At 56.4% G+C, this 22,825-nt stretch carries 23 protein-coding genes; 11 read left to right on the forward strand and 12 right to left on the reverse strand.

Annotated elements, in window-relative coordinates:
• Positions 1 to 11: 11 nt before the first annotated feature.
• Positions 12 to 677, forward strand: a complete 666-nt coding sequence (locus tag LA5095_RS08540) for a pyridoxamine 5'-phosphate oxidase family protein (protein ID WP_055113885.1) — start codon at positions 12 to 14, stop codon at positions 675 to 677.
• Positions 678 to 972: 295 nt separating this feature from the next.
• Positions 973 to 1,758 (forward strand): hypothetical protein, encoded by a 786-nt coding sequence (locus LA5095_RS08545; protein ID WP_055113887.1) that lies wholly within the window; start codon positions 973 to 975, stop codon positions 1,756 to 1,758.
• An 83-nt stretch (positions 1,759 to 1,841) separates the two neighbouring features.
• Here LA5095_RS08545 and LA5095_RS08550 read toward each other — a convergent pair whose 3' ends face one another.
• Positions 1,842 to 2,762, reverse strand: coding sequence for a LysR substrate-binding domain-containing protein (locus LA5095_RS08550; RefSeq protein ID WP_055113888.1), 921 nt, complete (start codon positions 2,760 to 2,762; stop codon positions 1,842 to 1,844).
• A gap of 107 nt (positions 2,763 to 2,869) precedes the next feature.
• Between LA5095_RS08550 and proX the strand changes: the two genes are divergently transcribed.
• The 4 genes from proX (at position 2,870) to betC (ending at position 7,558) form a co-directional block, all read left to right on the forward strand.
• Entirely contained in the window at positions 2,870 to 3,820 is a 951-nt protein-coding gene (gene proX, locus LA5095_RS08555) for a glycine betaine/L-proline ABC transporter substrate-binding protein ProX (RefSeq protein ID WP_082442659.1), read from the forward strand.
• A gap of 64 nt (positions 3,821 to 3,884) precedes the next feature.
• A complete protein-coding gene (locus tag LA5095_RS08560) occupies positions 3,885 to 4,904 on the forward strand; it encodes a quaternary amine ABC transporter ATP-binding protein (protein WP_055113892.1) in 1,020 nt (339 codons plus the stop codon).
• 249 nt (positions 4,905 to 5,153) lie between these two features.
• A complete protein-coding gene (locus tag LA5095_RS08565) occupies positions 5,154 to 6,068 on the forward strand; it encodes an ABC transporter permease (RefSeq protein ID WP_055114312.1) in 915 nt (304 codons plus the stop codon).
• Between the two features lie 2 nt (positions 6,069 to 6,070).
• Positions 6,071 to 7,558: a choline-sulfatase gene (gene betC / locus LA5095_RS08570; protein WP_055113894.1), complete on the forward strand. Its 1,488-nt coding sequence runs from the start codon at positions 6,071 to 6,073 to the stop codon at positions 7,556 to 7,558.
• Positions 7,559 to 7,684: 126 nt separating this feature from the next.
• Here betC and sstT read toward each other — a convergent pair whose 3' ends face one another.
• Positions 7,685 to 8,956 (reverse strand): serine/threonine transporter SstT, encoded by a 1,272-nt coding sequence (sstT, locus tag LA5095_RS08575; protein WP_199485824.1) that lies wholly within the window; start codon positions 8,954 to 8,956, stop codon positions 7,685 to 7,687.
• Positions 8,957 to 9,359: 403 nt separating this feature from the next.
• Here sstT and LA5095_RS08585 point away from each other — a divergent pair, with 403 nt between their 5' ends.
• Positions 9,360 to 9,575, forward strand: coding sequence for a hypothetical protein (locus LA5095_RS08585; protein ID WP_144435912.1), 216 nt, complete (start codon positions 9,360 to 9,362; stop codon positions 9,573 to 9,575).
• Positions 9,576 to 9,729: 154 nt separating this feature from the next.
• Here LA5095_RS08585 and LA5095_RS08590 read toward each other — a convergent pair whose 3' ends face one another.
• The 6 genes from LA5095_RS08590 to LA5095_RS08615 form a co-directional block, all read right to left on the reverse strand.
• Positions 9,730 to 12,069, reverse strand: coding sequence for a molybdopterin-dependent oxidoreductase (locus LA5095_RS08590; RefSeq protein WP_055113901.1), 2,340 nt, complete (start codon positions 12,067 to 12,069; stop codon positions 9,730 to 9,732).
• Positions 12,070 to 12,072: 3 nt separating this feature from the next.
• A complete protein-coding gene (locus tag LA5095_RS08595; RefSeq protein WP_055113902.1) occupies positions 12,073 to 13,545 on the reverse strand; it encodes a pyridoxal-phosphate dependent enzyme in 1,473 nt (490 codons plus the stop codon).
• A 207-nt stretch (positions 13,546 to 13,752) separates the two neighbouring features.
• On the reverse strand, positions 13,753 to 14,559 hold the full coding sequence (gene ehuA / locus LA5095_RS08600) for an ectoine/hydroxyectoine ABC transporter ATP-binding protein EhuA (protein ID WP_055113903.1): 807 nt from the start codon (positions 14,557 to 14,559) through the stop codon (positions 13,753 to 13,755).
• 13 nt (positions 14,560 to 14,572) lie between these two features.
• Complete coding sequence (ehuD, locus tag LA5095_RS08605) at positions 14,573 to 15,244, reverse strand: ectoine/hydroxyectoine ABC transporter permease subunit EhuD (RefSeq protein ID WP_208992594.1); 672 nt, start codon at positions 15,242 to 15,244, stop codon at positions 14,573 to 14,575.
• Positions 15,245 to 15,254: 10 nt separating this feature from the next.
• Positions 15,255 to 15,920: an ectoine/hydroxyectoine ABC transporter permease subunit EhuC gene (ehuC, locus tag LA5095_RS08610; RefSeq protein ID WP_055113905.1), complete on the reverse strand. Its 666-nt coding sequence runs from the start codon at positions 15,918 to 15,920 to the stop codon at positions 15,255 to 15,257.
• Positions 15,921 to 15,978: 58 nt separating this feature from the next.
• Positions 15,979 to 16,746: a transporter substrate-binding domain-containing protein gene (locus LA5095_RS08615; RefSeq protein WP_235808818.1), complete on the reverse strand. Its 768-nt coding sequence runs from the start codon at positions 16,744 to 16,746 to the stop codon at positions 15,979 to 15,981.
• Between the two features lie 246 nt (positions 16,747 to 16,992).
• Between LA5095_RS08615 and LA5095_RS08620 the strand changes: the two genes are divergently transcribed.
• Both LA5095_RS08620 and LA5095_RS08630 read left to right on the forward strand, forming a co-directional pair.
• Positions 16,993 to 17,466: an Lrp/AsnC family transcriptional regulator gene (locus LA5095_RS08620; protein WP_055113910.1), complete on the forward strand. Its 474-nt coding sequence runs from the start codon at positions 16,993 to 16,995 to the stop codon at positions 17,464 to 17,466.
• Between the two features lie 379 nt (positions 17,467 to 17,845).
• Positions 17,846 to 18,532: a M50 family metallopeptidase gene (locus LA5095_RS08630; RefSeq protein WP_055113914.1), complete on the forward strand. Its 687-nt coding sequence runs from the start codon at positions 17,846 to 17,848 to the stop codon at positions 18,530 to 18,532.
• A 23-nt stretch (positions 18,533 to 18,555) separates the two neighbouring features.
• On the opposite strand, the gene LA5095_RS08635 is transcribed toward LA5095_RS08630, so the two are convergent.
• Genes LA5095_RS08635 through LA5095_RS08645 form a run of 3 tightly spaced genes read right to left on the reverse strand, consistent with a single transcriptional unit; the run spans position 18,556 to position 20,510 of the window.
• A complete protein-coding gene (locus tag LA5095_RS08635; RefSeq protein ID WP_055113916.1) occupies positions 18,556 to 18,762 on the reverse strand; it encodes a hypothetical protein in 207 nt (68 codons plus the stop codon).
• Between the two features lies 1 nt (position 18,763).
• Entirely contained in the window at positions 18,764 to 19,927 is a 1,164-nt protein-coding gene (locus tag LA5095_RS08640; RefSeq protein ID WP_055113918.1) for an aromatic ring-hydroxylating oxygenase subunit alpha, read from the reverse strand.
• Entirely contained in the window at positions 19,920 to 20,510 is a 591-nt protein-coding gene (locus LA5095_RS08645) for a TetR/AcrR family transcriptional regulator (RefSeq protein WP_055113920.1), read from the reverse strand. Before LA5095_RS08645 ends, LA5095_RS08640 begins: the two co-directional genes overlap by 8 nt.
• Before the next feature lie 87 nt (positions 20,511 to 20,597).
• Here LA5095_RS08645 and LA5095_RS08650 point away from each other — a divergent pair, with 87 nt between their 5' ends.
• Positions 20,598 to 21,491 (forward strand): sterol desaturase family protein, encoded by an 894-nt coding sequence (locus tag LA5095_RS08650; RefSeq protein ID WP_055113922.1) that lies wholly within the window; start codon positions 20,598 to 20,600, stop codon positions 21,489 to 21,491.
• A 13-nt stretch (positions 21,492 to 21,504) separates the two neighbouring features.
• The gene (locus LA5095_RS08655) at positions 21,505 to 21,981 is read left to right on the forward strand and encodes a DUF2141 domain-containing protein (protein ID WP_082442662.1); all 477 of its coding nucleotides are present in this window, start codon (positions 21,505 to 21,507) and stop codon (positions 21,979 to 21,981) included.
• A 42-nt stretch (positions 21,982 to 22,023) separates the two neighbouring features.
• Here the strand turns inward: LA5095_RS08655 and LA5095_RS08660 are convergent, their stop codons facing one another.
• Positions 22,024 to 22,824, reverse strand: coding sequence for a crotonase/enoyl-CoA hydratase family protein (locus tag LA5095_RS08660; RefSeq protein ID WP_055113927.1), 801 nt, complete (start codon positions 22,822 to 22,824; stop codon positions 22,024 to 22,026).
• Position 22,825 lies beyond the last annotated feature (1 nt).

The following is a 22,825-nucleotide window of genomic DNA, read 5'->3' on the forward strand; positions in this document are numbered from 1 at the left end:
CGGAGGCAAGAATGCTGACCGCAGATGAATTCTACACGAGTGAACAACGCGAACTGCAGAAACGGTTCGACAGCTCCAGGCTGGCAGACACCGTCGTCACCGCAATCGTTCGCGACGAGATCGAAGAGCCGCACATACCCTTCATAGAAAGCCGGGATTTCTTTTTTCTCTCAACCGTCAGCGCCGAAGGTGAACCGACCGTGAGTTACAAGGGTGGTCCGGTCGGGATCGTGAAGGTGCTGGATTCAAGAACGCTGGTCTTCCCGAGCTATGACGGTAACGGCATGTTCAAGTCCATGGGCAACATCCAGGCCGCGTCCAAGGTTGGTCTGCTGTTTATCGACATGGAAACTCCCAACCGCGTAAGGGTCCAGGGGAACGCGACCCTGTCCGAAACCGATCCTGAACTGGCCCGTTATCCGGGTGCGAACATGCTCGTGCGTGTCGCCGTGACATCCTGCTTCCTCAACTGCGCCCGTTACATCCACCGGCACCAGCGCGTTTTGGCCAGCCCGTACGTACCCGACAACAAGGGTGAACAGCCTCACCCCTCCTGGAAGCGCATCGACCTTGTGCAGGACTCGTTGCCGGAAGACGCTCGCGCAAAAACGCAGGCTGAAGGCGGCACGATCACGATGGAGGACTACGCGGAAAAGCTGATGGCCGGAGAATCATAATGGAACCCTCGCTGGAATAGCGTGCCCAGTTGCAACGAAATTCAGCAACGCTCAGATGTTTTGACCTAACGTAGATCCTGCGCCGTTCAGAGACAGGACATCTTGAGAATGACGGAAACGTCCTCCCTGTCCCTAGACATAACGGCGGGCCACTTCAAAAAAGGAAGGATCAAATTGCGTTTATCGTATTATCCTTTAGAAATCAGGTAACGGAAACCATGGAGTGGAGCGGCTGAAAATGGATATCGCCTGAGCAGGAAATCACCATCGATATTTTGCTCAACGGAGACAACCCATGCCTTCCGAAACTCCTCACGTGGCTTCATCAGCCCTAACCCCCTATCACGTTGCAACGCTTTCCGAACGGCCGGATCTTCTGAACCTGCACCAGGAAACAGGCGGGTCTGCCTGGCCTGAATTCATGCTGCATGACCCGGTTGCCGTCGCCAACTGGGGGAAAATGATGTCGTACTTTGCCGGCGACCAGCTTTCCCTGCTCGTAGGAGACAAGATCGCAGCGGTCGTCAACATGGTTCCGCTCAAGGTGGACGCCGACTTCGGCAAACTCCCGGACACAGGTGTGGACTGGGGCGTTGAAAAGTCCGTGTCCGATCACGAGGCCGGAATTCGGCCCAACGCCCTGATGGGTCTGCAGGTTGTTGTAGCGAAAGAATTTCGAGGGAAAAAATTCAGCGGAATTGCAACCCGTGAGGTGATCGCACACGCCAGGCGACACAAGCTCGAATTTGTCGTGCTCCCGGTCAGGCCGAACGAAAAACACCTCTACCCGTTGATCCCGATGGCGGACTACATCCATTGGAAAAATCCCGAAGGACTGCCGTTTGACAGCTGGCTGCGCGTTCACAAGCGGCTGGGAGGCGATATGATCTCGATATGCCACAAGTCGATGATCATTCCAGGCACGGTCGGTGAATGGGGGGATTGGACGGGACAAAGTTTCCCCGGTTCCGGCCGATACATCGTCCCGTTCGCCCTGAATCCCATCGACATCGACCTTGAGCGGGATCGAGGGCTGTACGTCGAACCGAATGTATGGGTCGTGCATCACGTGGCCGTCTAGGTGCACGAACCTTGCGAGACGGTTTGCTGCTGCTCCCTTGACGCCGCGTGGCCTTGGAGACCGCCGGATCCTTGTTCGGCTGCCTATGAGAGTTGCGCGGAATTTGACATTTGCCTGGTTTCCGCGAGGAGCCAGTCGCAGAAACATCTGGCGTCCTTGCGGTTTTTCGTGGCGTCGATCAGATAGAAATAATCCCGATCGTGTTCCAGAAATCCGTCAAGTTTCAGGAGCGACCCGTCTGCAAGATAGGAATTCACAAGAGGGTAGCCGGCAAGAGCCACGCCTTGCCCCGCAATGGCAGCCTGCAGCATGTTGATATAGGTGTTCATCACGACACCACTCGCCTCGGGCGGAGCATGAAGATCGTTCAGCCGGAACCAGTTCGGCCAACGGGCACCAGGACGGTATATGCCGGAGAGATGAAGCAGGTTTTCGCTCAAAAGGTCTTCCGGCGAGGCAAGCGGGGTTCGCGCGGAATATTTCGGGCTGACGACCGGAAAAATCCTCTCCTGCAATAGTCTTGTGACGTTGTCCCACGGCGGCGGTGTCCGCGCGTAACGGACGGCGACGTCGACGCCTTCTGCCACGAGGTCCAGCATCCGGTCGGAGACGACAAGGTTCAGTTCGATCTCCGGATGCAGATTGTTGAAGTTTACAAGCCTTGGCATGAGCCAGTAGGTCGAAAAGGCAGACGTTGTCGTTACCGTCAGCCGTGTTCGGCCGGAAACAGCCGATACGTTGTTGAGCGCGCCTGCGATCTGATGAAGGGCGGGACAAACCTCCGCCTCAAGCATGCGGCCAGGTTGCGTAAGGACGACCTTTCGATGGCCGCGATGGAACAGGCGCACGCCCAGCAAATCTTCGAGCTCCGCAATCTGCCGGCTAACGGACACCCGCGTGATCCCGAGAGCCTCTCCAGCTCGTGTAAAGTTGTCGTTTCGACAAACTGCCTCAAAAGTAATGAGATGCGGTAGTTTGGTAAGCGTCTTGCGCAAGTTTCCCATAACATTCAAGCTAACAGATTGAACCGGATTTTGGAACTTCACAAACCCGGTTCATGAGCCGAACATGATGCGGGAGAAATGCATCTTGACGTGCTTGGGAGGAGAGTATGAGACAGCTATCACTAGTGGCACTGGCAGCGGTTATGGCATCCGCCGCGCCTGTTGTGGCACAGGAACTACCGGGAAATGGTGTGTCCGTATCCCCGATCAAGGGGTCACCGGCGAACGCCTGGTTCCAGCACATGGTCGTTCAGCTCGGCCTTGAAGCCCTGGGGTATGATGTCCAGGAAACGCTCGAAGCGGACTTTCCCGCCGTTCATCTGGCCGTCGCCTCCGGCGATGCGGACTACACTTTCAATCACTGGAAGCCGCTTCATAACGGCTTTTTCGACAAGTCGGGCGGTGAAGCCGTCATGACACGGGTCAACGCATCGATCACCGGCGCCGGGCAAGGATACTTCATCGACAAGAAAACCGCCGAAGAGCACGGCATCAAGGATATCGGCCAGCTCCAGGATCCTGCCGTCAGTGCAATCTTCGACAGTGACGGCGACGGCCGTGCCAACCTGTCTGGATGCAATCCGGGATGGGGCTGCGAACTGGCAATCGAAAAGCACCTGGACGACTACGATCTGCGTGAAACCGTCCAGCACGACCAGGGCAGCTATTTCGCCATCATGGCGGACACGATTACGCGCTACAATGAAGGCGGGTCAATTCTCTACTACACCTGGACGCCAAACTGGATCAGCGATGTTCTTGTTCCCGGGAATGATGTTGTCCAGGTCGGTGTGCCGACGGACGGTGAGTTTGATGCCGGCTTCGCGGTGAACGACGTCTATATCGTCGCAAACAATGACTTCCTCGAAGAAAACCAGGCGGCGGCAAGGTTCTTCAAGCTGGTCAAGATCCCGATCGCGGCTGTGAACGCCGCTCAGGTAAAATTGCGGGACGGTGAGAACACCCTCGAGGATTTCCGACGCCATGCGGAAGACTGGGTCGAGGAAAACCAGGCGGAGTTCGACGGCTGGGTCACCGAGGCAGCCAAAGCAAACTGATATCCCTCCCCACCTTCAGAGGCGCGGCGCTCGCCGCGCCTGTTTTTCTCAAAGGGAGTTCGTCATGAGCGAAGCCCAGATCGAATGCCGGGACTTGTGGAAAATTTACGGCAAGCGGTCCGACGAGGCCATGCAGGCCGTTCTTTCTCAAGGGTTGTCCAAGGAAGAAGTTCGCGATCGATTCGGCTGTGTCCTCGGCGTTCGAAACGCGAGCTTCTCGGTCAGAAAAGGCGAAATTTTCTGTATCATGGGTCTGTCGGGCTCTGGAAAATCGACACTGGTACGACATGTGAACAGGCTGATTGAACCGACAGCCGGAGAGATTCATGTTGCCGGCAAGCGCGTCGACACGATGGGTGAAGAGGCACTCAGGCAGCTGCGGGCGGAAACCATAGGAATGGTTTTCCAGCACATGGCCTTGTGGCCGCACCGAACCCTTGGAGAAAATGTCGGGTTTGGTCTCGAGGTACGCGGTGTGCCGCTGGCCGAGCGGCGCAAATCGGCAGAAGCAGCGCTGGAATCGATGGAACTCGCCGGTTGGATCGATCACTATCCCGATCAGCTTTCCGGGGGCATGCAACAACGTGTCGGCCTGGCTCGTGCACTTGCCGCCGACCCGGAAATTCTTTTGATGGACGAGCCGTTCTCAGCGCTTGATCCGCTGATCCGCAGGCAACTGCAGGACCAGTTTCTCAGCCTGTCCGAACACATGCACAAGACCACCCTTTTCATTACCCATGACCTGGATGAAGCGATCCGGATGGGCGACCATATCGCCATCATGAACGACGGCGAAATCGTCCAGGTCGGAACGCCGGAAGAGATCGTGACCAATCCGGTCAACGACTATGTTGCGGATTTCGTCGAAGGCATAAGCCGCATCGGCCTCATTAGCGTCGAAACGATAATGGAACCGCTTGACGGCCGTGACCCAACTTCCAGGCAGATACGGATCGATGCGGAACTGGGACAGATCATCGACAGTTTCATGGATGACCAGTCTCCCTTGACCGTGAGAGACCGGGAGAACACACCCGTAGGACTGATCACAATCAAGGCAGCGCTCAAGGCTTTGCGCGGTTAGGGCCTCTTCGAAGAACAAGGAGTCACTCGGTGGAACCAAATCGTCCTGGATCCGAGGCGCGGAGCCCGATGCGATGTAGGGCATCGGGTGAATTCAGCAGCGTTTTCGTTGAGTTGACCTTGCCCTCCGGACGTCGGGGCGCTCTGCCCGAAGTCAGCCGGAATGCGGCGCCAATCGCATCTCGTCAAAAGAAACGAAAATCGGGTCTGGCGACCCAATGTGCATCAGACGGACGCTAGGGAGGTGGCTGTGGATCTCTGGAACATATTCGACAAGGAATGGATTCCGATCGGCGTCTGGGTTGAAAGCGCCCTGCAATGGGTCGTTGTCAATTTCCGCTTCATCTTCCAGGCTATCAAGGTACCGTTCGATATCGTTCTGACCGCCCTTGAAGACGGACTGACCGAGGCACCGGATCTTCTGATCCTGGCGTTGATTGTGCTGATTGCCTGGCAGGCCGGCGGGCGCAGGCTTGGTATCATCGCAGCTGTCTGCATGACCGCGATCGGCCTGATGGGTGCCTGGGAAGAAAGCATGACGACCCTGTCGATCGTGTTGACCTGTGTTGTCTTCTGCTCGCTGATCGGCATCCCGCTCGGCGTTCTTGCGGCCAAGCGCGACAGGTTCTGGATGGTGCTTCAGCCGGCTCTCGACCTGATGCAGACGATCCCATCCTTTGTCTATCTCGTGCCGATCGTGATGCTGTTTTCCATCGGCAATGTGTCCGGGGTCATCGTGACGTTCATCTATGCGCTGCCCCCGGTCGTGCGTCTCACAAATCTGGGAATTCGCCAGGTACGCCCCGATATGGTGGAAGCCGCCAGGGCTTTCGGTGCATCCAACCGGCAGACCCTTTACAAGGTGGAACTCCCGCTCGCCCTGCCGACGATCATGGCAGGCGTCAACCAGACCATCATGATGGCACTTTCCATGGTGGTCGTTTCCTCGATGATTTCCGTAACGGGCCTCGGGCAGATGGTATTGCGCGGCATTGGCCGCCTGGACATGGGACTCGCGACAGTCGGTGGTCTCGGCATTGTCTTCCTGGCCATTGTCATTGACCGGGTGTCCCAGAGCTTCGGTCAATCGTCCCGCGACCGTAATCATCAGAAATGGTACGAAACCGGCCCGATCGGGGCTGTCAGAACACTGGTCCGCAAATGAAAATGTCTCCCAACATATTGTTCCTTCAGGTCGACCAACTGACCGCGTCCGCGCTGCGTGCCTATGGTGACCGGATCTGCCATTCACCTGCTCTCGACAGGTTGGCGGAAAACGGAGTTGTCTTCGAAAACGCCTATTGCAACTTCCCGCTTTGTGCACCGTCGCGGTTTTCGATGGCTACCGGCCAGCTTTGCTCCGCTGTCGGCGCCTATGACAATGCGGCCGAGTTTTCAGCCGAAATACCGACATATGCGCACTATCTCAGGGTGGCCGGCTATCAGACCGCGCTTTCTGGGAAAATGCATTTCATCGGACCCGACCAGTTTCATGGTTTTGAAAAACGTCTGACCGCCGATCTCTATCCCGCCGATTTTGCCTGGGTTCCCAACTGGGCGAACGAGGGAAAGAGAGACACGAATGACGACCGTGCCGTACGGATCGCCGGCATTTGCGAACGCTCTGTGCAAATCGACTACGACGAGGAAGTTACGTTCAGGGCCGTGCAGCACATTTACGACATGGCCCGCTCTTCCGATGAACGGCCATTTTTCCTGCAGGTCTCCTACACGCACCCGCACGAACCCTATCTTTGCCGCAAGGAATTCTGGGATCTCTACGAGGGAAAGGAAATTCCGATGCCAAAGGTCTCGGCCCTTTCCGAGCAGGCGCACGATCCCCATTCGGTTCGCCTCTTGAAGGATTTCGGCATGCTCGGCATCCGCTTCAAGGACGAGGACGTGAGCCGCGCCATACGTGCCTACTATGGCTCCATAAGCTACCTCGACAGCCTGATTTCCCGTGTTCTGGATGCGCTTTCAGCCACCGGTGCGGCGGAAAACACCGTTGTTGTCTTCACATCCGATCATGGTGAAATGCTGGGCGAACGCGGCATGTGGTTCAAGAAGCACTTCTTTGAAAAAGCCCTTCGCGTTCCGCTGATCGTCAAGGCTCCCTGGATTGCGGCACAACGGGTGAGCGAACTGACGTCGCTTGTTGACCTATTGCCGACATTCGGCAGTCTTGCAGGTTCTCCCGCACCAGTAGAACCCCTGGAAGGGATCGATCTCATGGACTTGCTTGACAAGGGCAATCCGCCACCTCAAAGGCCAGTCTATGCCGAGTACCTGGCCGAAGCGACGCCTGCGCCGATCTTCATGATCCGAAGACAGAACCACAAATTCATCTCCTCATCTCACGATGGGATAATGCTGTTCGATCTGGCAGCAGATCCGGACGAACTCACAAACCTGGCCACTTCGGAATTCCATCAACCGCTTGTCGAGGCGTTCTGTGAGGAAGTCAGAATCAAATGGAACGAGACCGAGCTTGTCGATGCCATCCTGCTCAGTCAAAAACGCCGTGCCCTGGTCCGTGATGCCATGAACACGGGACAGAAACACCTTTGGAATCACGGGGAAAAGGAGACCGACAGCGTGCTCTGGTACCGCGGTGTCCAAGGCTATAACGAATGGGCCTTCGACTATATCTAGGTCTGGTTGTCAGCCCCTTGAATGTCCCGGTGGCATGCCTGTTGTCACCGCCTTCTTCGCAGCGCGAGAACGCCGCCGGTCTGAAGGACGGCGGCGTTCCTGCACGATCGTCAGCCCAGATTGCGCCTATGCCTGCGAACCGGCTCTCGCCAGCACCAGATCATCGGACCGTGGACCTTCCGGTTCAAGCGGCAGTTTGCGCGGGTAGGGATCCCCTTGCTTATAGGAACCGGCGGCGGTGAACAGAACATCGGACGACGAGTTCAATCCGGTTTCCGCTGAATCCTGCAAGACACCGACAATGAAACCGATGCTTACCACCTGCATTGCAGTCGCGTTGTCGATACCGAACAGGCTGGCAGCCATCGGTATCAGCAACAGTGAACCCCCTGCAACGCCCGAAGCTCCGGTCGCTGCTATCGCGGCAATGAAACTGAGCAAAACAGCCGACAGGAAATCGACTTCTAGGCCCATGGTATTTACCGCCGCAAGTGTCATGACGGTAATTGTTATGGCCGCGCCGGCCATGTTGACCGTCGCCCCGATCGGGATCGTCACCGAATAGGTTTCCTCGTCGAGTTTCATGCGCCGGCAGAGTTCCATATTTACGGGGATGTTGGCGGCGGAGCTCCGCATGAAGAACGCGGTGATCCCCGATTCCCTCAGGCAGGTGAAGACCAGGGGATAGGGGTTCTGTCTTATGCGCAGGAAGACGATCAGCGGATTGACCACGAGAGCCATGACAACCATGCAGCCGATCAACAGCGCCAGCAGGTTCGCGTAGCCGACAAGCGTTCCAATTCCGGTTTCGGCGATGCTGGACGCCACAATTCCGAAGATGCCGACAGGTGCCAGCCGGATGATAGCCGCGACGATCCTTGTGACCCCCTTGTCGAGATCCGACATGAGGACTTTGGTCGTATCATTGGCATGGCGCAGAACAAGGCCAAAGCCGATTGCCCAGGCCAGAATGCCGATGTAGTTCGCCTGGGCAATGGCATTCACCGGATTATCGACCATCTTCAGCAAAATGTTCTTCATGACCTCGCCCAGACCACCAGGCGCGGCCATGATCTCGGGAGTTCCGGTCAATTGAAGCGTAACGGGAAACAGGAAGCTTGCCGCCACTGCAAGAAGTGCTGCCGAGAAAGTGGCGATGACGTAAAGAGAAACAACCGGGCCCATATGCGCCTGGCTGCCCTTTTTGTGGTTGATGATGGCAGCGCTCACGAGGATCAGCACGAGAACGGGGGCAACGGCTTTCAAGGCATCTACAAAGAATTCGCCGAGCAAACCCATTGCCTGGCCCGCTTCGGGCCAAACGGTGGCAAGAAGAACGCCGGCCACAAGCCCGACGGCGATCTGGGTTACCAGGCTGCCTGGTAGGAAGGACTTCATCGCAATCATCCTGTCTGGTTTGGTTCGTTGATGGAAACGCGACCACACGCCCCGGCTGAGGAAGAGCGGCGCGACTGTCTCTCGGGACCTCTGGCTGATTGCGGTCTGCCTTCAATCCGGATTCAGGAACCTCAGGAAGAAACGCAACACGGCGTGTCAGCCGTACTGCATGCGAATTGATGATTTTGACTTTGCCGACGGAACGAACGTGGTATGTCGCATTGCCGCCCTGGCCAAATTCAAGACCTGGCACTTCCCGAGACCAGGTATCTGGGAGTGCAAGGTGAACAACGGGTGTCCGAAAGATTACGTTTTCGCAAGTGTGCACTTTCCGGCCTGGAAATCGCTCGATCCATGCATTTGAGCACGGACCAACACGATCAGCCTGCGGATGTTCCTTCACATGAGACTGGGCCGCGACAAGATCGGGGTTTGCCGCCAGTCGATGATCATTCCGGAAACAATCAGTGATTGGGAGGACCGCACGGGACTGGGTTTCCCTGGATCCGGCCGGTACATCGCCCCTTTCGCCCTGAAACCCATCGACGTTGACCTTGAGCGGGATCAAGGGGTGTATGTCGGGCCGAATGTCGAGGTGGTTCACCGCGCATCGACATGATCGCGCAAACCAAAACGCACCGTTTGCAGGTGTTCCATAGCAACATCCGCCAGATTGGCTTTGAGCGCCTGGTATGCCCGGCGGCATCAGGTCAAAGAGGGAGGAAAGTCAGAAACATCAGCTGACGCGTCATGTCGTCACTCGCACCGGAAAATCAGACCTTCTGCGATACAGTCCTGGTTCCTTGCCGCTCTATTACCGGCGGTTCAAAGGCTTCGATACTCTCATCCTGTCGATAGGTTTCGACAGCCACGAGGCAGGAATGCGCAACCGGTCCCTGTGCCAACTCGGACGTACCTGCATCCCTGGTAACCGTATTGGGGTTTCCATGCCGGCAAAGAATTGTTCCGTTTTTCTGCGGCACGGCATCCAACCAGGCCCCCGTGCTCATTTGAACAACACCGGGCATGATATCTGCGTCCAGCTTTGCGGTTGCAAGACAAGCGCCACGACGATTGTGAACGCGGACACAATCCCCATCGGCAATGCCCGATCTTTCAGCATCTGCGGGATGGATCTGAAGCGGTGTCCGCCCCTTCAGCTTCGCTGAACGGCTGGTTCGGCCCTGGTCCAGTTGTGAATGCAGTTTGTCTGCCGGCTGACTGGAAATCAGGTGATATGGAAAGCGCTTTTCAGCGCGGCCGAGCCATTCCTCGGGCTCATACCAGGCCGGGTGTGGCAACACCGGATTATCTTCAAAGGCTGCGATGGAGGTAGATGTGATCTCGATCTTGCCACTCGGTGTTTTCAAGGGTGACCCCGCCGGATCCCTGCGGAAGGCTGCGAACGCGTCCTCCGGCACTTTTGGCCGCTCGGTTTCGTGCCATCCTTTGGCGAGAAAACTGTCAAAATCGGGTAGTTCAACACCGCTGCTGAGTGCGTGGATGCGACTTTCCGAATAGAGCCATTTTATCCATTCAGAGGCCGACTTGCCGTCGGTAAAGGTCTCTTCGACACCAAGCTCCCGACTGAGACCGCGAAGGATATCATGGTCATCGCGGGCCTCTCCGACCGGAGAGACAACCGCTTTCATGGCAATGACAAAGCGGTCCCTTGGCGTGATCATGATGTCGTCACGCTCCAGCGGCGTGGTGCATGGCAATACGATGTCAGCGCGCTTTGCGAGTGCATTCCAGCAATAGTCATGCACCACGACCGTTTCCGGCTTCTGCCAGGCGGCCGACAGCCGCGTCAGGTCCTGGTGATGATGAAACGGATTGCCCCCTGCCCAGTAAACCAGCCGGATATCAGGATAGCTGCGCCGTTCGCCATTGAAACGATACTCTGAGCCGGGGTTGAGCAACATGTCGCTGATGCGGGCAACCGGAATGAAATCGTCAACCGGGTTCTTCAGCTGAGGCAAGGCTGCGTAACGGACAGGAAATCGCTCATTGCCCACGGAGTTGGCAGCACCATAGCCATATGCGACCCCGCCGCCAGGCAATCCGATCTGCCCCAGCATGGCGGCAAGCACGGTGGCCATCCAGAACGGCTGCTCGCCATGTTCCTGCCGCGTCAACGACCAGCTGATCGAGATTATCGTCCTGGTGGCCGACATGCGTTTTGCCAGCAGACGTATTTCACTCTCGGGTATTTGCGCGATCTCCGCCGCCCAGGCTGCCGTTTTCGCAACGCCGTCTTTTGCTCCGGCCAGATATTCGGCGAACTCCTGAAAGCCTGACGTGTAACGCTCGAGAAAAGCGTTGTCGTGCCAGTTGTTGCTCATGATCTCGTGCGCCAGACCCAGCATGATGGCAACATCGCTTCCTGGACGCGCGGCAAGCCAGGTAGCGCCCAATTCACTGGAAACGTCGCTTCGGATCGGCGAAACATTAACAAAGGAGACGCCCGCTTCTTTCGCCTGCCTCAACCCTTCACGGGTTCGATGGTATCCAGTACCGCCTGAGCTGACCTGACTGTTTCTCAACGGCATGCCGCCGAACGCGACAATCAATCCGGTATGCTTGGAAACCGATTGCCATGGCTGCGGTGAATGGATGAAAGCGGTCGCGTCCCCCAGAACATGGGACAGGATAACTTCGCCGGCGGCCAGGGAGTATGAGTTCACCGATCGGGTGTATCCGCCAATGCAGTTCAAGAACCGGTGCAGCTGGCTCTGCGCATGATGGAAACGTCCTGCTGATGACCACCCGTATGATCCACCGTAAATCGCCTGATTTCCGTGTTCTTCGCGCACCCGGTTCAACTCTTCGGCGACCAGCTTTTCCGCTGTCTCCCAGCTGACCTCGACAAAGGCGTCCCGGCCGGTCCGCGCCGCCACGCCGTCGCTGCGATTGTCCAGCCAGGCCTTGCGCACCGCGGGTGTCTTGATACGCACCGGATCATCGATTGCATCAAGGTACCCTTGCCCGATCGGTGACGGATCCGGGTCGTGTTCGAACGGATGCAGCGCCTCAAGCTTCCCGTCTGTGACATCGGCGCGATAGACGCCCCAATGCGCTGCGGTCAAAGGCAAGCGCGTGTGATCACTCATCGACTAGGCCCTGTTGAAGTTATCGATCATTTCATCCCAGACCGGAACCAGATCGAGCAAGCCGTCCCAGAACGCCTGATCCCGCCGCTGGTCGAAATCATCCAGCGTCGTACCCTGCTGTTCAACCCAGGTGTAGTAGCCAAGATTGAAGATCCTTTCGCGGTCAACGCGTGTCAATTCGATCATGTGATCCGTGGATGCACCCAGAACGGAACGGCCGAATGTTTCAGCAGCTCTCACCGCGTCAAACCCGTCTGCGAAATGTTTCCTCCGGGCTATTTGCAACTCGGTCTGATACATGTCCGCACCGTCCGTCGCTACGGTCAGGACAACATCACTGTCTCCCAAATTCATGTATTTGGCGTATTTTATCGCACCTATGATATTCGCGAGCGCCGACAAACCGAAGTTTCCGAGATCCGAGGTCTCTTGCTGTCCCAGGCCGCGGTATCTGGAGAGATAGTCCCGCCCGGCGGTGGTATTGGCCACAAGGTTCAGACCATCGCTTGCACTGTCCGGAACACCGATGACAAAATCTGCATTCATGACATTGTGGATCAACGGAACATGCTTGTCCCCAATGCCCTGAATATTGTGTTCGCCATAACCGTTGTACAGAAGTGTCGGGCATTCAAGAGCTTCGATAGCACCGATCTGACTGCCCAAAGCGGACTTCAGGTGGTCTCCTGCAGCGATGGTTCCAGCAGATCCTGTTGCAGAAACAAACGCGCGCGCCGTCAGGTTGCCTGAAACATTTACATGATTGAAAACACGTTCCATTGCCGGTCCGGTAACCGAACGATGGATGATGTAGTTTCCGTATTCGGCAAATTGATTCAGGATCAGGTTATCGGGACTCTTCGCGAGTTCGTGGCAGGCGTCATAGATCTCCTTGACGTTGCTTTCTGTTCCCGGGGTTCGGTAGATGTCATTGGGATCCGCCAGCCAGGCATTCAACCAGTCAAACCGTTCCTGGCTCATCCCTTCCGGCAATACGGCGACAGATCTGCAGCCGAGCAGCTTCGAAATGGCAACGCCGCCGCGGCAATAGTTGCCCGTAGACGGCCACACGGCCCTGTGGCGTGTTGCATCAAATACGCCCGACATAAGACGCGGGATCAGGCAGCCATAAGCTGCCAGGACCTTGTGGCAATCGATCATCGGAAAGCAATTGCCGAGAGCAACAACGATCTTGGCTTTCACTCCGGTAACACGTTCATCCAGAACAATATGCTCAGGCACCTTGGCAAGCGCCCGGCGATCACGCGCATTGTGCCAGTGGACACGAAAAAGGTTCAGCGTATCTGCTGCATCAGGGTCCGCTTTTGACACAGCCTGCATTCGCGGGGCGATATGTTGTGTCGGATCAGCTAGTTCGGCTATCTTCGGCAATACGATTTCGCGCCCGCGCAGGTGATCCACATTGCGCTGATAAGCGTCACGATCGACAATGGTATCCTCTAGTCCTGGCAACATCGTACCGGCCTTTCATTAGGTTCAGATACCCGGAGACACCGGGTGAAAATCAGGTTTGTTCTGCTGGGTCCCGCCCGATCGATCCTGTCAATGTGATCCGGGGACCTGGAAATGGTTTCTGGTGAGGGCGGACGCCTCCTCTTTGATCTTTAGCGACCAATCCCGGTTTGCCGGCTTGCCACAGGTTCCCGCACAGGCGCCGGAAACTCAGTTGGCATCCAGCACGGCGTGCAGGAATTGCTTTGTTCTTTCGTTTTGCGGATCTCCGAACAGCTGTTCCGGTGATCCCTGCTCCGCGATTTTTCCTTCGTAGAAAAAGCAGACCCGGTCTGATATCTCGCGCGCAAAGCCCATCTGATGGGTCACCATGATCATCGTCAGGTTGTGTTCACTGTTGAGCGAACGAATAACGTTGAGCACTTCACCAATCACTTCGGGATCAAGCGCCGACGTGACTTCGTCCAGCAGCATCACCTTCGGACGCATTGCCAGTGCACGGGCGATGGCAACCCGTTGCTGCTGACCACCGGAAAGGCGTGTGGGGTGTTGGTCTTTCTTGTCTCCCATGCCGACCAATTCCAGCAGATTGAGTGCCCGCTCCTCGGCGTCCTCACGGCTTAGGCCAAGAACCTGCATGGGAGCTTCCACACAGTTTTGCAGCGCTGTCATGTGAGGAAACAAGTTGAATTGCTGGAAGACCATCCCGATTTTCGAACGTCGTTCATGAAGATACTTCTCGGTGGCGAAGGTCAGACCACCGGCTTTCGGCATGTGGGTCAACGGTTCTCCGTCGACATAGATGACACCATCATTGATCTTCTCAAGCGTCATCAAGACGCGCAGCACCGTGGTTTTTCCCGACCCGGAAGGTCCGATGATCGACACCATTTCATTTTGCGCGATATCCAGGTCCAGCTTGTCCAGGACCGTAAGGGGTCCATAGCATTTGGTGACACCCGAGAACCGAACCAGTGGGCTGCCTTCCGGAAGCACTTGCGGATGGGTAGTATCCATTGATTGTTCTGCCTTAATGTCTTGTATTGCCTTGCGCACGGGCGACAGCAGCTTCAAGTCGGCGCAGCCCCAGCGCTGTGGGAAGAGATATGATCAGGAAGATGAATCCGACCATCGTGTAGGGTTCCAGATATCGATAGGTCTCGGCCCCCAGTGCATTGGCGGTGTGCATGAGTTCAGCAACACCTATGGTCGCCAGCAACGGCGTATCCTTGAATATGCCCACGAGGTAGTTGCCCATGCCGGGAAGTGCGATCGGAAACGCTTGCGGCAGGATCACCCGGCGATATGTGTATCCGGTTGTGAAATTCAGCGCACGACATGCTTCCCACTGGGATTTTGGAACGCCCTCCAGTGCGCCGCGATAGACTTCCGAAAGATAGGTCCCGAAGTGCAACCCGATGGTCAGCATGCCAGCGGTCCACGCGGACAGTTTGATTCCAAACTGCGGAGCAACGAAAAACACGAAGAACAATTGAACCAGCAATGGTGTCGAACGGACAAATTCGACCAGTTCGCGAACAGGCATGTTTATCAGCCGATAGGGCGTTCTTTGCCCCAACATCAACAACAGTCCTAGAACCACGGCAATCGTGTAGCCGACACCTGCAGCAAGCAGGGTGTTACCTGTCGCCCAAAGCATCCTCGGCAGAATTTCCCAGGCAAATTCCCAGCGCCATTCCATCAGTGTTTCCTCACGCTTTGCCGATCTTGCGGGCGGCGATAAGTTCAAGCCACCTCAGAAACGGGATCAGCGCAAAGCGCGCCATGGCATAGTAGATGATCAAGGCAGTCCCAAAGACCTGGGCCGACAACCAGGTGGTTGCGTTTATCTGTTTGGCAACAAACATCAGATCAACGACCGTGATCAGCGCAACAAGCGCGGTTGCCTTCAACAGCTCGACAGTCAGATTGGCCGCCGGCGGGAGTATGATTGTGTAAATCTGCGGTATGATAATGCGCCGCATCCGACTGAACGGCGACATGTTCAGTGCCAGTGCTGCTTCATATTGGCCGCGCGGCACGGCTTGAATGCCGCCCCGGACGATCTCCGCCCCATAGGCTCCAAAATTGAGTCCCAGCGCCAGAACGCCGGATACGAATGGCGACAAGGTGAGTCCCATCAACGGCAGGACGTAATAGATCCAGTAGAGTTGAACCAGGAGCGACGTCCCGCGAAAAAACTCGATGTAAACGGTGGCTGCACCCTGTATCGCAAAATGTGAAGACAGCCGCATCAGGCCGAATACCATGGAGACGGCAACCGCCAGGAGAGTGGCGCACACCATGACCATCACGGTCATGACCGCACCATTTGCGAGTTTCGGCAGGTACTCGACTAGAAATTCCCAATAGCCCATCTGGAACTCCGGCAAAATACGTCAGACGGCTTTGCCGCCTGACGTCATCTGTATGCGGTTAGCGATTGGCGCAAGCATATTCCGTCGAGGCATCTTCGCCCGGAAGTTGAAATTCGGTGTAGCCATATGGGGCTGTTGCAGCCATCCATTTTTCACCACCGATCACCTTGGCCATGGCTTCGTTGAAAGCGGCCAGGAAATCAGGATCAGACTTGCGCATGCCTATGCCAACCCAGTTCTGGGTCCATTCCGGCATGTCGGCCGGATCGGTTACATCATATTTACCGTCCGATTTTTCGACATGTTCCTTCGCACCGAAGAATGTTTGCACCGCGACATCGGCGCGACCCGCATTCATCGCCGCAAGGATTTCAACTTCCCCTGCAACCAGCATCATTTGGCTCTCAGGCACACCTTCCTTCTTGGCAGCTTCAACGGTATTGAAGCCGGCACCAGTCACCAGCGTCGCACCGGTCTTGATCACGTCCTGGTAATTGTGAATGCCTTGCGGATTGCCGGCCGGAACGAGCATGGCATCTCCGAACAGCCCGATCGGGTCGGTGAAGTTGATGTTTTCGCAGCGGCTTTTGAGAATATACATGCCACCGGTAATGATATCGTAGCGATCGGCTTGAAGACCGGGGATCAGACCGGACCACTCATTGACGGATGTCTCGTAGTTGGTAATTCCCATTTCCTCCAGCACCACGAGGGTCAGTGCATTGACAAAACCCAAAGGTTCTCCGTTGTCTCCAGGATAGGCCCAGGGAATTGCGGTCGCAAAGCCGAGACGAATTGGATCGCCAGCATTGATACGATCAGTCAACTCATCCGCGAGACTAGAATGCGCGGATGAAAGCAAAATCAAGCCCCCAATGGCGGATGCAACCGTAGTCTTGAAAGAAGAAATCATAGCTAATCCTCTCTGTTATTTTCGAAAGTCAAATGATCCGACCAACGACATTGCCGCATTCATTGCGGTCTCATTCTCATATTATTGAATAGTTTGCTCTTCACATTATCTATTTTCGAATTATCGTGACTTGATTCAGTCAATAAATTGGAAAATCGGATGTCAGACGATCACAGCGAACTATCAAGCGTAGACCGAACTATTCTCAGCATCATGCAAAGGGATTCTAATTCCCGGATGGAATCAATTGCGGAAGAAGCCGGGGCATCGATCGCGACGGTGCAGCGCAGACTTCGTCATTTTCGGCAAGCAAACATCATCCAGCGCGAAATCGCGGTGGTCGACCCGGAGACCGTTGGTCAGGGAATGACGTTTCTCATTCTCGTCGAGTTGGAGCGGGAACGGATCGATATCCTGGATACGTTTCGCAGAAAGGTCACTTCGGAACAACAGGTCCAGCAGTGCTACTATATAACCGGGGATGCGGATTTTGCGCTCATTGCCCTGGCAAAGGACATGAATGAATATCAGAAGCTCATTCAGCGTTTGTTTTTTGACGATACGAATGTGAAGCGATTTCGAACATCAGTGGTCATGGACCGGACCAAGGTCGGCTTGAACGTTCCGGTGTGAACAAACACCAGGGGCCCGGGAAGCCTGAAAATTACTTGGAGTGCACTGTCTGAACCCAAACCGCCCGGTCAACGCCATCCTCACGGAAATTGTACCGCCAAACGCAACATGGTCGAGCCTGCTGCCCAAACATGTTTCCGTATCGGTCTTATCGCGTCCGGCCTGCAGGTGCCCGTGTGCTGCCTGTCCTTGTCAATGACTTGGGCGATGCGGCAGCAGCAGCGCGCAGAGTGTCCGGTTTGCGGAAGCCCTTTCGTGCGACAGGTAAGTCTGGCACGGAGCGCAATGCGCGCACCTGCCTTGGCAACAAAGACCCCAACCAGACCGTCGATCGGGACAAAATCTTGACTTCACCTCCCCTCCATGCCCTTTCACCCTGATGCAACTCGTCAAAGGTCACTGGCAGCTCATAGCGATAACTTGCGTGTTGTTCCTTTTGTGGAACACACCGGTCGTCATTCCGCTCAAGATCCTGGTGGTCTTTCTGCATGAACTCGCCCATGCCGTCGCGACCGTGCTGACCGGCGGGTCGGTGGTGGATCTGTCCATATCGCCGCAGCAGGGAGGGCATGTTATCTCCAGAGGCGGCAACCGCTTCATTACGCTGTCAGCCGGCTATCTCGGGTCGCTGCTGATCGGTATCACGCTGCTGATGATCGCGCTTCGAACCAATGCTGACCGGGCTGTTCTGGCGCTGTTCGGGTGCCTGACGCTGCTGGTCGCACTCCTCTACGTGCGGGACTGGTTCGCTCTGTTCTTCTGCGCAGCAACGGGCCTTGGCATGCTGGCAATTGCCCGCTATCTCAGCCGCCCTGTCAATGACATGATCCTTCGGGTCATCGGGCTTTCCAGCATCATCTATGTGCCCTACGACATTTTCGACGACACGATCCGCCGCTCCGGCGTCCGTTCCGATGCCTACATGCTGGCCGAGGAATTCGGCGGCCCGACCATGTTCTGGGGCGCGCTCTGGCTGGTTCTCAGCCTGGGAGCCATCTTTTGCTGCGTCCGTTACGGACTGGGCGAGAACAGCAACCTTTCATTTCGCGAGAAGGCTCGGAACTAGGTCTCCGTTTTGCGGACCGCCGGTCAAACCGGCGGCGAAAGGTATGCCTGGACCGAAGCGGTCCAGAAAATGCAGGAAAGCGCTACGAGCAGCCAGAGACACATGGTCGCCCAGTAGCCTGCCGGTTCGGTTGCCCGATCATACGCCCGGTGCAACCAGACCCGCCCGGTCACCAGATCGTAGGCAACCCATAACAGCAACAGGATGCCGAGGGTCGTGGTCCAGGCCATGTCAGTGTTCCCCTGTGGGGCTCAAGCGCATTTTCTGCCTGAGAATTTCATGGAACCAGCGGATCGGATCTTCAGCGCCGGGGCCTTCAGACAGGGGACCGAACTCGAAACCGGGCATTTGCAGGCCACGCTGAACCTTCTCGCAGATCCAGATGTCCTCGGTCTGAAAATCGCCTGTCTCCAGCGGCGGCATGGTCCAGTTCTCAGAGGAAATAATTCCGGTTTTCTTGTCAAAGCCCGGGATCTGTGAGCGCTCGTCTTTCACCTGCCACGGCCCGACCCACTGACGCACGTCGAGCCGGGTTCTGTCCGGCGCAACCGGCTTGAGCGCAGTCAGCGACAACCCATAAGGCGTCGGCACGATCAGCGTCGTGGGAAACAGGAAATAGACCCCGCCATATCCGGCTTCCGACGCGCTCTTGAGAATACCGCTGGAACCGGCCTCGTCGCGGATTTTCTGGGGCAGGCGATGCCGGACACCGTTCTCGGTCGCGTACCAGATCATGTGTTCGCCGGCCCGTTCCCAGATATTCTTGTCCGGCGTAGGTCCACCCAGCGTATGTTCGTGGAGATAGGCAAGGTGATAGCCATCGATAGCGTTCTCGGCAAATACCTTCCAGTTGCATTTGAGATGGTAAACCAGCGGAACCGCTTCCTTTACATCACCGGCGCAGAGATCGTGCGGCCAGGCCAGTTCCGCAACTGGCGCAATCCAGTCCTCGAAGCGTGCCCCGGCGTTGGGATTGACAAAGATGAACTCCCGAAAAATTCCGAGCGCAGCCGGTTTCAGTCCGAGTTTCGCCCGATCGAGATCGGCAAAGCAGCTTTGCCTGTCCGGAACTCCCCTCAATCCACCGTCGAGACCATAGGTCCAGCGATGATAAGGACAGACGATCGCACTGCCTGTGTTCCCGTTCGCAGCATCCAGCAGGGTTGCCCCGCGATGACGGCAGAAATTCTGGAACGCGTTCAAGGTGCCGGACTTGTCGCGAACAACGACGATCGTTGCCGCGCCGATCTCCGCAAGAATGTAGTCTCCGGGCTCGGTAAGGTCCCCGACGGTACCTGCAAAACCCCAGGAATCGCGAAACAGGGATTGCTGTTCCAGCCTGTGCCGAGCTTCGCTGAAGTAAGCCTCCGGTTTCAGTCGGCAAGTATCAGTCATTGCCTGTCTCCAGCGCTGCGATCAGCAAGTTTGCCGCCTTTCTGGATGACGCCACAAACCGGTCAGAAATGCCGATCGGATAAAGCGCCTCAACGTTGAAGTAGATGCCGGAAACCCCGGCAGCAGCAGCTTCCACAAGCCCAGCCGGAGCGTTGGGACAGCCGCGCGCGATCTCCGCTTCCAGACGTTTGACGAAATCTGTGAGCCATTGCTGCAGCTGCGCTGCAAGCACCGCATCATCGGGTGCGGCCGCACTCAGGGCGTTGAAGACCAGAACAAGCTGAGGATTGGCACTGCGTGGATCGAACAGTATCTCCAGGAGTGCTTCAAGCCTGTTTCCCTCCGGAAGCGATCCCAACAAATCCTCCATTGCCTCTCTGCTTCGCGTCAAAAACCTCTCGACAAGGGCTTCCTGCAAATCTTCCTTGTTTCCGACATTGTGTCGGATGAGCGGTCTGGCCAGGCCGGCAATCTCTGCCGTCTTGCCGAGTGTTGCGCCTTCCAGTCCATATCGCGCAACACACATTTCGAATGCGTCGAGGATCTGTTCCCTGCGATCATCCTTGATTTCAGGTCGCCCCAAAATGCACCTCCATTAGATTTTCAATCTTGACAATCAATTTAGGTGATCGCATTTAATTGTCAAGGTTGATAATTTTGGAGCATTCCCTTGGAAATCCTTCTATCCCCACTCAGCACTGCCTGGCTGGAACAGCTGGAAGTCTTCATCGACGACTGGTTCTTTGTACTCGCCCTCGGCTTCCTGGTCTTTGAACTGATCCGCTACCGGATCTTCAGGGAACTGAGCTGGACGCTGATCGGCGACACGTTGACGAATTATGTAACCCTCGCACTTTTCATCGGAATTACGGTTCTGGTGCTCGGAGCCTTCTACGTCGCCGCGTTCTATTACGTCTGGCAGTTCGCGATATTTGATATCGAGGCCAACTGGCTCACGGTGCTGATCTGCATCGTTCTTGCCGATCTCGTCTATTATTGGGAACACCGGTTTCTTCACCGGGTGAACGTTGGCTGGGCGACCCATTCGGTTCATCACTCCTCACCCTTCTTCAATATCTCCGTCGCCTATCGTTTCGGTCCGATGGATTCCTTTTGGCCGGTCTTGTTCCACCTGCCCCTGGTCCTGCTCGGTTTCAATCCGATTGTCGTTCTCTTCGCCGAAGTGATCGTTCAGGTCTACCAGACCGCCCTTCACACCGAGGCCGTGCGCAAACTGCCGCGACCGGTGGAAGCAGTCATGAATACGCCCTCCCATCACCGGGTGCATCACGGTTCAAACGCCGAATATCTCGACAAGAACTATGCCGGCATCTTCATCGTCTGGGATCGCATGTTCGGCACGTTCGCAGAAGAGAAGGAAAGGGTCACCTACGGCCTTGTGCATCCGATCAACTCGGTGAACCCGGTCGTCGCGTTTCTGCACGGCTTCTACCGCCTCGGACGTGACGTCTGGCAAATGCCGGGCCTCGCCAACAAGGTCGGCGTTCTGCTGAACCCACCGGGCTGGCAGCCTAAAGACAAATCCGAAACGCCTTCAAAATAATGCGAGAATACCAATGCCAAGCATAAGACAACGAGTGTCAGCGATCTGTATCAGCGCAGCAATCCTCTTGGGTGGCGCCTTCGCCGCCAGCCTTGTTCCCACGGTAGAGGCCCAAGAGAAAAAGAATGCCAGCCGGGGCCTGGAGGTAACGGTCGAAGGCGTGCGGAACAGCAAAGGCCTGGTGGTCGTTCTCGTCATGGACAATCGTGACGCGTTCAGGGCCTATGATTATGAGACCGCTGTCGGCTACAAGGAAGTCCCCGCCTCGACCGGATCGGTTCAGGCCTTCTTTCCGAAGCTCACATCCGGCCCCTATGCGGTTGTCGCCTTCCACGATGAAAACGAAAACCGGGACCTTGACATGGACGGCCAGATCCCGAGCGAAGGCTATACCGTGTCGGGTGCAAAGGATGCCTATGACGAACCACCCTTCAAACGGGTGGCCACGAAAGAACGCTTGCAGACCGTCCGGATGTTTTATCTGAACTGAAAACCGGCACTGCATTGCGGCGTTCAGCCCACAGATCGGCGCTCAGCGACCCGTGAAGACGGCAGACCGCTTTTCAAGGAGCGCATCCACCGCTTCCGTGTGATCCTCGGTCTGGTGACAGGCGCCCTGGTATGCTGCGGCCAATTCCAGGAGACCATCGAACCTGGTATTCAGGCCTTCACGCAGCAGCCGTTTTGCCATTCGCAACTGCCTTGGTGGATTTTGCGCGATCCGGTCCGCCAGGCTTGAAGCCTCTGAAAGCAAGTCTTCCGGCTCAACGACTTTCGATGCCAGTCCCCATGCGAGCGCCGTCGCAGCATCCACAGGTTCGCCGGTGAAGGTCATTTCAGCGGCGCGCGACAGTCCAACCTGTCGTGGCAGCAACCAGGCGCCTCCGTCGCCGGAAATCAAACCGACCCGGACGAAATTTTCAGCGAAAGTCGCGCGGGTCGATGCGATGCGGATGTCGCACAGGCAGGTCATGTCGCAACCGGCGCCATAGGCCGGGCCGTTCACGGCTGCGATCAGCGGCACCTCGCAGTCCCAGACTGCTCTGGCAACCCGCTGAATGCCTGCGCGATATCCGTCTTTCGCATCGATCGCATCACCGCCGAAAATCGAACTCTTTTCCTTCATGTGCTTGAGGTTGCCACCCGAGGAAAAGGCCTTGCCGGCGCCGGTGATGATCGCGCAGCGAACCGATGCGTCCCGGGTGATTGACCGCATGGCGTCGACGATGGCATCGCAGAGGTCAACATCCGTAAGCGCGTTCCGCGTCTCGGGCATGTTCAGCGTCAGGGTCACGATATGACCCTTCTGATCCATGAGAAGTTTTTCTGTCATT

The sequence above is a fragment of the Roseibium album genome, from assembly GCF_001404515.1.
Classification (GTDB): Bacteria; Pseudomonadota; Alphaproteobacteria; order Rhizobiales; family Stappiaceae; genus Roseibium; species Roseibium album.

What these genes read in the sequence shown, in the direction of transcription:
- LA5095_RS08540 (WP_055113885.1), top strand. Translation starts at nt 12, where the DNA reads ATGCTGACCGCAGATGAATTCTACACGAGTGAACAACGCGAACTGCAG.
- LA5095_RS08545 (WP_055113887.1), top strand. Translation starts at nt 973, where the DNA reads ATGCCTTCCGAAACTCCTCACGTGGCTTCATCAGCCCTAACCCCCTAT.
- LA5095_RS08550 (WP_055113888.1), bottom strand. Translation starts at nt 2,762, where the DNA reads ATGGGAAACTTGCGCAAGACGCTTACCAAACTACCGCATCTCATTACT.
- proX (WP_082442659.1), top strand. Translation starts at nt 2,870, where the DNA reads ATGAGACAGCTATCACTAGTGGCACTGGCAGCGGTTATGGCATCCGCC.
- LA5095_RS08560 (WP_055113892.1), top strand. Translation starts at nt 3,885, where the DNA reads ATGAGCGAAGCCCAGATCGAATGCCGGGACTTGTGGAAAATTTACGGC.
- betC (WP_055113894.1), top strand. Translation starts at nt 6,071, where the DNA reads ATGTCTCCCAACATATTGTTCCTTCAGGTCGACCAACTGACCGCGTCC.
- sstT (WP_199485824.1), bottom strand. Translation starts at nt 8,956, where the DNA reads ATGAAGTCCTTCCTACCAGGCAGCCTGGTAACCCAGATCGCCGTCGGG.
- LA5095_RS08585 (WP_144435912.1), top strand. Translation starts at nt 9,360, where the DNA reads ATGAGACTGGGCCGCGACAAGATCGGGGTTTGCCGCCAGTCGATGATC.
- LA5095_RS08590 (WP_055113901.1), bottom strand. Translation starts at nt 12,069, where the DNA reads ATGAGTGATCACACGCGCTTGCCTTTGACCGCAGCGCATTGGGGCGTC.
- LA5095_RS08595 (WP_055113902.1), bottom strand. Translation starts at nt 13,545, where the DNA reads ATGTTGCCAGGACTAGAGGATACCATTGTCGATCGTGACGCTTATCAG.
- ehuA (WP_055113903.1), bottom strand. Translation starts at nt 14,559, where the DNA reads ATGGATACTACCCATCCGCAAGTGCTTCCGGAAGGCAGCCCACTGGTT.
- ehuD (WP_208992594.1), bottom strand. Translation starts at nt 15,244, where the DNA reads ATGGAATGGCGCTGGGAATTTGCCTGGGAAATTCTGCCGAGGATGCTT.
- ehuC (WP_055113905.1), bottom strand. Translation starts at nt 15,920, where the DNA reads ATGGGCTATTGGGAATTTCTAGTCGAGTACCTGCCGAAACTCGCAAAT.
- LA5095_RS08620 (WP_055113910.1), top strand. Translation starts at nt 16,993, where the DNA reads ATGTCAGACGATCACAGCGAACTATCAAGCGTAGACCGAACTATTCTC.
- LA5095_RS08630 (WP_055113914.1), top strand. Translation starts at nt 17,846, where the DNA reads ATGCAACTCGTCAAAGGTCACTGGCAGCTCATAGCGATAACTTGCGTG.
- LA5095_RS08635 (WP_055113916.1), bottom strand. Translation starts at nt 18,762, where the DNA reads ATGGCCTGGACCACGACCCTCGGCATCCTGTTGCTGTTATGGGTTGCC.
- LA5095_RS08640 (WP_055113918.1), bottom strand. Translation starts at nt 19,927, where the DNA reads ATGACTGATACTTGCCGACTGAAACCGGAGGCTTACTTCAGCGAAGCT.
- LA5095_RS08655 (WP_082442662.1), top strand. Translation starts at nt 21,505, where the DNA reads ATGCCAAGCATAAGACAACGAGTGTCAGCGATCTGTATCAGCGCAGCA.
- LA5095_RS08660 (WP_055113927.1), bottom strand. Translation starts at nt 22,824, where the DNA reads ATGACAGAAAAACTTCTCATGGATCAGAAGGGTCATATCGTGACCCTG.